Origin of the sequence: Corallococcus llansteffanensis, from assembly GCF_003612055.1 — a bacterium.
Taxonomy (GTDB): domain Bacteria; phylum Myxococcota; class Myxococcia; order Myxococcales; family Myxococcaceae; genus Corallococcus; species Corallococcus llansteffanensis.
Genome location: NZ_RAWB01000500.1, coordinates 1 through 7,341, shown reverse-complemented (window position 1 = coordinate 7,341; position 7,341 = coordinate 1). Strand labels below are relative to the sequence as shown.

8 protein-coding genes and 1 pseudogene are annotated in these 7,341 nt (G+C 71.1%); all 9 read left to right on the top strand.

Features of this window, described 5'->3' with window-relative positions; genetic code table 11:
• Nucleotides 1-410 (top strand): annotated as a pseudogene (locus tag D7V93_RS33220) (hypothetical protein); the annotation flags it as partial.
• 27 nt (nucleotides 411-437) lie between these two features.
• Nucleotides 438-902 (top strand): social motility and stimulation tgl protein, encoded by a 465-nt coding sequence (locus D7V93_RS33215; protein WP_120612519.1) that lies wholly within the window; start codon nucleotides 438-440, stop codon nucleotides 900-902.
• Between the two features lie 23 nt (nucleotides 903-925).
• Nucleotides 926-1,684, top strand: a complete 759-nt coding sequence (tgl, locus tag D7V93_RS33210) for a social motility TPR repeat lipoprotein Tgl (RefSeq protein ID WP_120647199.1) — start codon at nucleotides 926-928, stop codon at nucleotides 1,682-1,684.
• An 18-nt stretch (nucleotides 1,685-1,702) separates the two neighbouring features.
• Nucleotides 1,703-2,089 carry a helix-turn-helix domain-containing protein gene (locus D7V93_RS33205; protein ID WP_120612529.1) on the top strand — a complete coding sequence of 129 codons (387 nt, stop codon included), beginning with the start codon at nucleotides 1,703-1,705 and terminating at the stop codon, nucleotides 2,087-2,089.
• Nucleotides 2,090-2,098: 9 nt separating this feature from the next.
• Entirely contained in the window at nucleotides 2,099-2,833 is a 735-nt protein-coding gene (recO, locus tag D7V93_RS33200; RefSeq protein WP_120647198.1) for a DNA repair protein RecO, read from the top strand.
• A gap of 36 nt (nucleotides 2,834-2,869) precedes the next feature.
• A complete protein-coding gene (locus D7V93_RS33195; RefSeq protein WP_120647197.1) occupies nucleotides 2,870-3,895 on the top strand; it encodes a carbohydrate kinase family protein in 1,026 nt (341 codons plus the stop codon).
• A 78-nt stretch (nucleotides 3,896-3,973) separates the two neighbouring features.
• Nucleotides 3,974-5,266 (top strand): DNA polymerase beta superfamily protein, encoded by a 1,293-nt coding sequence (locus tag D7V93_RS33190; protein ID WP_120647196.1) that lies wholly within the window; start codon nucleotides 3,974-3,976, stop codon nucleotides 5,264-5,266.
• Entirely contained in the window at nucleotides 5,263-6,051 is a 789-nt protein-coding gene (locus D7V93_RS33185; RefSeq protein WP_208723238.1) for a nucleotidyltransferase domain-containing protein, read from the top strand. Before D7V93_RS33190 ends, D7V93_RS33185 begins: the two co-directional genes overlap by 4 nt.
• A 114-nt stretch (nucleotides 6,052-6,165) precedes the next feature.
• On the top strand, nucleotides 6,166-7,341 hold a 1,176-nt coding region (locus D7V93_RS33180; RefSeq protein ID WP_147451469.1), incomplete at its 3' end, for a serine/threonine protein kinase.

Sequence of the window (7,341 nt, the reverse complement as noted above, 5' to 3'; positions counted from 1 at the left end):
GCGTGGCTCCGGCCGCGGCGCCGCCCGCCACCCCGGCCCCCGTGCCGGGACGCATCACCCAGCGCTACTGGCTGGTGACGGAGCAGACGACGCCGGGGATGACGGACTTCGACATCGACGTGTACGTGAACTCGCGCTGGGTGCGTCGTTTGCGCAACAACGAGGACCAGGTCGTCCAGGAGATCACCGGTCAGTTGCGTCCCGGGCCGAACGCGGTGACGCTGATTGCCCGCAAGGTGGCGGGCGGGAGCCGGCGCAGCAGTTCGCCCGACAACGTCTTCAAGGTGATCATCGGGGAAGGCAATGAGGGCGGCGGCAACGTGATGATTGACACGCCCCTCATCCGCTTCCAGAAGACGGCTGCGGACGCGCAGGACGCGACCGAGGAGTTCACCCTCACCACCCGCTGACGCGGGGGACGGGGAAGGGAGACGACGGTGTTCACCATCGACGAGCGCTACCGGGGGCTTCCCGCCAGTCGCGACCAGGTGCTCGCGCTGCACCTGTCCCTCAACGCGCCGCACGTGGCCATCCCCGGCAAGCAGGCGGGGCCGGCGCAGGCCTTCGTGGTGGGGCTGCGCGGAGGGCAGGGCGCGGGCGTCTTCGTGTACCTGTACCTGGTGGAGGCGGGGGACTGCGCGGTGTACGTGTCCGGCCGGCGCATCCAGTCCGCGGATGAGCTGCGCGAGGACGAGGACGACGCGCTCGCGTTCGTGGAGTCGCTGGGCTTCATGATGGACAACGCGAACTGGCGCGCCGTGGCGCCCGCGCAGCAGGACGAGTGGCTCAAGACGCTCCCCGTCTTCTTCAAGGAGCCCACGCTCGTGCCCGCCGTGAAGGCCCGCGCCGAAGAGAAGCGCAACGTCGCCACCACCCTGGGCCGCTTCCTGGCCGCGTTCTGAACCTCCACCCCGGATTGGCTCCCATGTTCCGCATCCCTTCCGCCTGCTGCCTCGCGTTCGTGCTCGCGTCCGCGGGCTGTGCGCACGTCCCCACGGAGAAGGAGCTTCGGAGCTCGGAGATCCACTACGACCTGGGCGTGCAGGCCCAGCAGCATGGCCACGTGCAGGACGCGCTCGCGGAGTACCAGAAGGCCCTGGATCAGAACCCGGACAACCCGGAGGCCCACAACGCGATGGGCATCCTGCTGCACCTGTCCTTCCGTCGGCTGGACGAGGCCTCGACCCACTACGAGAAGGCCCTGAAGCTGCGGCCGACCTTCTCCGACGCGCGCACCAACCTGGGCAACCTGCGGTTGGACCAGGGCCGCTACGACGAAGCCATCAAGCTGTACGAAGAGGCGCTCAACGACATGCAGTACCGCTTCGCCTTCTCCGCGCAGGGGAACATGGGCTGGGCGCTCTACAAGAAGGGCGACACCGCGAACGCGCTGCAGAACATCAAGGCGGCCGTGACGACCAACCCGGAGTTCTGCATGGGCTTCCGGAACCTGGGCATCATCTACGACGAGACGGGCAAGACGGAGGAGGCCTGCCGCCAGTTCGCCAACTACCGTGAGAAGTGCCCGGACGCGGCGGAGGCCTACCACCGAGAGGGCGTGTGTCAGGCAAAGCTCGGGCAGGTGGACGCGGCGAAGAAGGCGTTCGCGGGCTGCGAGGCCAAGGCCCAGCCCAACGAGCAGGTGCTCAAGGACGATTGCCGCCAACTGCTGGAACACCTCTAGCCAGGGGCCCTGGGGACCGTGGATCACGTCGACTTCGGCAAATACCTCAGCCAGCAACGCGAGCTCCGCGGGCTGTCGCGCGAGGACGTCTCTCGGGAGACGAAGATCCCCCCCAGCCTCGTCGCGGCGCTGGAGGCGGGTCAGGTGGAGCGTCTGCCCGAGCGCGTGTTCGTGCTGAACTACATCCGCGCGTACGCGCAGGTCATCGGGCTGTCGCCGGAGGAAGCGGCGCTGCGCTACGAGGAGGTGGACCGGGCGGTGCCCGCGCCGTCGCCCGTGCAGCTCGAGAAGGAGCGGCGCAAGCGGGCGTACGTCATCCTGGCCGCGGTGCTGGCGGTGCTGCTCCTGGGCGCGCTCCTGTTCCTGGTGCTGACCGGGAAGCTTCCGTCGCCCCTGGCGCGTTGAAGGGGGATCATGGAGCGGTACGCCGACGACGCGTTCGTCCTGTCCACGGTCGACTACGGTGAGTCCGACCGGATGGTGACGCTGCTGACGCGCGAGCACGGAAAGCTGACCGCGTTCGCCGCGGGAGCGCGCAAGAGCAAGCGGCGCTTCGCGGGAGCGCTGGAGCCGTTCATGCGGCTGCGTGTCCAGCTCGTGGAGACGCGCGGCTCCACGGTGCGGCTGGACTCCGCGGACATCGTGTCGGGCTTCTATGCCGCGCGGGAGGACCTGTCGCTCATCGCCCGGGCGCTGTACGCCGTGGAGCTGTGTCGCGAGCTCACGCGCGAACACGAACCGCACCCGGAGCTGTTCACGCTGATGGAAGGCTACCTGCACCGCCTGGACGCGAAGGAGGCGGGGCCCACGTCGCTGCTCGCCTTCGAGCTGGCGGCGCTGGCGCAGGCCGGGCTGATGCCCCGGTTCGACTCCTGTTCGCTGTGTGGCGGCGCGCCCGGAGAGCGGCCCCGGTTCGACCAGGGCCACGGCGGCGCGGTGTGCGAGCCGTGCGGCGGACGCGCGCGGGATTCGGTCGCGGTGCCGGTGGCGCTGCTGTCCGGGCTGCGCTCGCTCCAGGAGGGTGGACGCACGCCGCTGCCCGCGGACCTCCGGGCCCGCGCGCGCGGGCTGCTCAACGTCTTCATCGCGCACCACCTGGGCCGGCGGCTCAAGAGCGTGGACTTCATGGCCCAGGTGGGCCTGGACTGAAGCGCGGTCCCGCGCACGTCGCGGGCGGAGAGCGTCATGCACGGGGCCGGACCGCTGGACGTGGTGTGTGTCGGCGAGACGCTGGTGGACTTCCTTCCCGTGGCCGGACGCGCCTCGCGGGTGCGGGACGTGGAGGCGTGGCGGCCCGCGCCCGGGGGCTCGCCGGCCAACGTCTCCGTGGGGCTCGCGCGGTTGGGCCTGCGCTCGGCGATGGTGGGCGTGGTGGGCTCGGACGAGTTCGGCCACTTCCTGCGCGACCGGTTGGCGGCGGAGGGCGTGGACGTGAGCCACCTGCGCCAGGTGGACCATGCGCGCACGGGCCTGCTGTTCGTCTCGCTGGATGCGCGGGGCGAGCGCAGCTTCACGTACTTCCGGACGCGCTCGGCGGAGTTCCTGCTGGACGATTCGGATGTGGACGGGGACTTCGTGCGGAGCGCGAAGGTGCTGCACTGTGGCTCCAACTCGCTGGTGTTGCCGGAGGCGCGCGAGGCCATGGTGCGGATGCTCACCCTGGCGCGCGAGGCCGGGATGCTCGTGAGCTGTGATCCGAACCTGCGGCTCGAAGTGTGGCCCCAGCCCGACGAGCTGCGGGTCCTCCTGGGGCGCATGCTTCCCCTGTGCACCGTGGTGAAGCTGTCCGAGGAGGAGGCGCCCTTCGCGACCGGCGCGCGCACGCCCGAGGAGGCCCTGAGGCTCCTGTCGGAGCGGGGCGTGCTGCTGCCCGTGGTGACGCTGGGCGAGCGGGGCGCGGTGTTCCTCTGGCGGGGCGAGGTCGTCCACGTCGCCGCCCCCCACGTGACGGTGGTGGACACCACGGGCGCGGGAGATGGCTTCGTGTCGGCGATGCTGCAGGGGCTGGTGCGCTGGTACGGCGATGCGCGCACGCTCGCGAACGCGTCACGGGAGGACCTCACCGCGCTGATGACGTTCGCCGCCGGTGTGGGGGCCCGGGTGGTGACGAAACTGGGCGCGGTGGCGGCCCTTCCCCTGGCATCCGAGGTCGAGGGCCTGCTTCCCTCGCGCCACCCCGGCGTGGACGCCCCGGAGCGCATCGCTCGCTGACGCGAAGCACCGCACCCGGTCAGGCTCCCGTGCTTCACTGCGTCCTACGTGGCCCACCATCCGGCCCGGGAGGGACCGATGAGCGACCCGCGAAATGAATCCTCCTCCGCCCCTTCCGCGAGGGTCCGGGGACTTGAGCAGATCGACCGGCTGTCCGTGCCCCTGCCGCATGGCACCGAGGTGACGACGCGCGTGGAGCGCGTGGCCTCGGCGGGGCGCCGCATCCCGCAGGGCGTGGTGGGCCGGGTGGTCCGCGCGCATGACGGCGGCTTCGACGTGCAGATCGTCGGCGTGGGCGAGGTGTGGTTCGCGCGCGATGAACTGGTGCCCCGGCGCGTGGGTCAGGTCCAGTTCGCCCAGCGACGCGAGGCGGCCTGGGGCGCGCTGCGACCGTGCGTGGTGCTGGAGACGCGCGTGGGCAGCCACGCGTGGGGGCTGGCGGACGCGCGTTCCGACGTGGACGTGCGCGGTGTGTTCGCGCTGCCCCTGCCGTGGACCGTGGGGCTGGCGCAGCCGCCGCAGGACCTGGTGAGCGCGGATGGCAGCACCACGTACTGGGAGGTGCGCAAGACGGTGGAGCAGGCCCTGCGCGCGGATCCGAACACGCTCGAAACCCTGTTCGTCCCCGGCGCGACGGCGGTGGACGAGCTGGGCACGTGGCTCCTGGAGGCGCGCGAGGCGTTCGTCTCCCAGGCCATCTTCGGCAGCTTCGGGCGCTATGCCATGAGCCAGCTCGACAAGCTCACGCGCAGCCAGCGGTTGGCCGAGCACCGCGACCTGCTGCTCGCGTGGCTGTGCGAGGAGCCCACGCCGGACCTGGACGTCGTGGCCCGGCGGCTGGCTGCCGTGTCTCCGCGGACCGCGCCCACGCCCGAGGATGCGGTGCTCGCGGCGAAGACCTACGTGAAGCAGCTCTACCGCTCGCTGTGGGACCAGGGGCTGCTCGCGGCCAACGACTTCGCGGCGCTGACCGCGTACGCGCGCGGTGGTGGCCAACGTCCTCCGTCCGCGCGGGAGCTGCGGCCGAAGAACGCCTACAACCTGCTGCGGCTGGTGGCGCTGGCGACGGGCTGGCTGCGCGACGGAGTGCCCACCTTCGAGGCGACGGGGGCGTTGAAGGCGCGGCTGCTCGACATCAAGGGCGGGCAGGTGCCGCTGGAGGACGTCCTGCGTGACGCCGAGGCGATGGCACCGGACCTGGAGGCCGCGCACCGCGAGAGCCGGCTGCCGGAGCATCCGGACTACGCCCGCGCGGATCAGCTGCTGCGGCGGGTGGGGGAGGAGGTCGCGCGGCGCTGGGTGCTGAAGTCGCCCGGGCCGCTGGGTCGTGACGCGCCGAAGGCTCCGGCGCTGGAAGGAGGCGCGGAATGAAGGGCGCGATGACGGAGCATCAGCGGCGGATGGCGGACCGGGTGCTGGACGAGGAGTCGCGTCAGCGCGAGCACCTAGTGGTGTCGCTCTCCGGCGCGCATGCGTATGGCTTCCCCTCGCCGGACAGCGACCTGGACCTCAAGTCCATCCACATCGCGTCCACCGCGTCGCTCCTGGCCCTCCAGCCCCGGCACGTGCCCGCCGAACGGCTGGAGGTGCTGGAGGGCGTGGAGGTGGACTACTCGTCCAACGAGCTGCAGCCCGTGCTGCTCGGCATCCTTCAGGGCAACGGCAACTACCTGGAGCGGGTGCTGGGGGCCATCCCCGTGCGAAGCGTTCCGGAGCTGGAGGCGCTGCGTCCGCACGTGCGCGCGGTGCTGTCGCGCCGCATCCACCGGCACTACCGGGGCTTCGCGCAGGGCCAGCTTCGCGAGTGGGAGAAGAGTGGATTCCGCTCCGCGAAGAAGTTGCTGTACGTGCTGCGCACCGCGCTCACCGGGACGCATGTGCTGCGCACGGGCGAGGTGGAGACGGACGTCACCGTCCTCCTGGAGCCGTATGGCTTCAGCGAGGCCCATGCGCTGGTGGAGCAGAAGCTGCGGGGTGAGCGCAGCGAATTGCCCGAGGCGCTCAGCGAGCGGTGGCGGGGCGAGGTGGCGCGGGCATTCTCCGTGCTCGACGCGGCGGAGGGCGCCTCCATACTCCCGCTGGAGCCGCCGGCCCCGGCCGTGGCCGCGCTCGAAGCGTGGATGCTCGATGCGCGGCGACAGCGGTTCGGGGCCTAACCCGCTTTCTCCGCGCTCCCTTCCGGAGGCCGGCCCGGGAGGGGAGGTGGGGCGAGGCCTCCTGGAAGACGGTCATCGACCTGGGAGACCGTGGCGGGTAACATCCCCGGCGCCATGAGCACGCAGGGAGGCGCCGCCGGAGACGATCCCGACCGGGGGCGGCGCATCGGAAAATACGAGATCCTCACCCGACTCTCGATGGGCGGGATGGCGGAGCTGTTCCTCGCGTTCACCTCTGGCCCCGGTGGCTTCCGCAAGTTCGTCGCGGTGAAGCAGATCCTCCCCGACATCAAGAAGGACGATCAGTTCGTCAAGATGTTCCTCGACGAGGCGCGCATCACCGCCGCCTTCTCGCACGCGAACATCGGACAGGTGTTCGACCTGGGCGAGGAGGACGGCGAGCTGTACCTCGCCATGGAGTTCCTGCCAGGCCAGAACCTGGAGCAGGTGGTGAAGATGGCGGCCAAGCGCAACTACGCGCTGCCGCTGGGCTTCAGCGCCCGCGTGATCCGCGACACGTGCCTGGGCCTGCACTACGCCCATCACTTCATGGATCCGTCGGGCCGTCCCGTGGCGGTGGTGCACCGGGACGTGTCGCCGAAGAACGTGATGCTCACCTACGACGGCGTCGTGAAGGTGATCGACTTCGGCATCGCCAAGGCGCGCGGCAAGCTGGGCCGCACGCAGGTGGGCACCGTGAAGGGGACCAGCGGCTACATGTCCCCGGAGCAGGTGCGCGGCCAGGCCCTGGATGGCCGCAGCGACCAGTTCTCCGCAGGCGTGATGATGCACGAGCTGGTGGCCGGTCAGCGCCTGTTCAACGCGCCGGGCGAGGCCGCCGTGATGATGCAGATCGTGGACGGGGAGATTCCCGCGCCGCGCTCGCTCAACCCGGCCATCCCCGAGGCCCTGGAAGCGGTGGTGCTCAAGGCCCTGTCGCGGGACGCCGGGCAGCGCTTCGGCACCTGCCGGGAGCTGGCGCGCGCCATCGAGTCCACGCTGGGCTCCGAGCTGTTTGACGAAGACCAGATGACCGCCATCATGGGCGAGCTCTTCGAGGAGAAGCGCCAGAAGACGCGCACCCTCCTGGAGCTGGCCAGCCGCGCCGAGGACGCCCGCGTCAGCGAGGCCGCCGGAGCGCTGCAGGCGGAGGAGGGCAGCGACACCGCCGCCGCCGCGGCCACCGCGCAGGTGCAGTCGCCGCACGTGGCCCCCCCGTCCGCGGACGTCGCGCCTTCGTTCCGCCCGACGCCCGTCCGCCGCACGGGGACGGAAGCAGCGCCGCCGCCC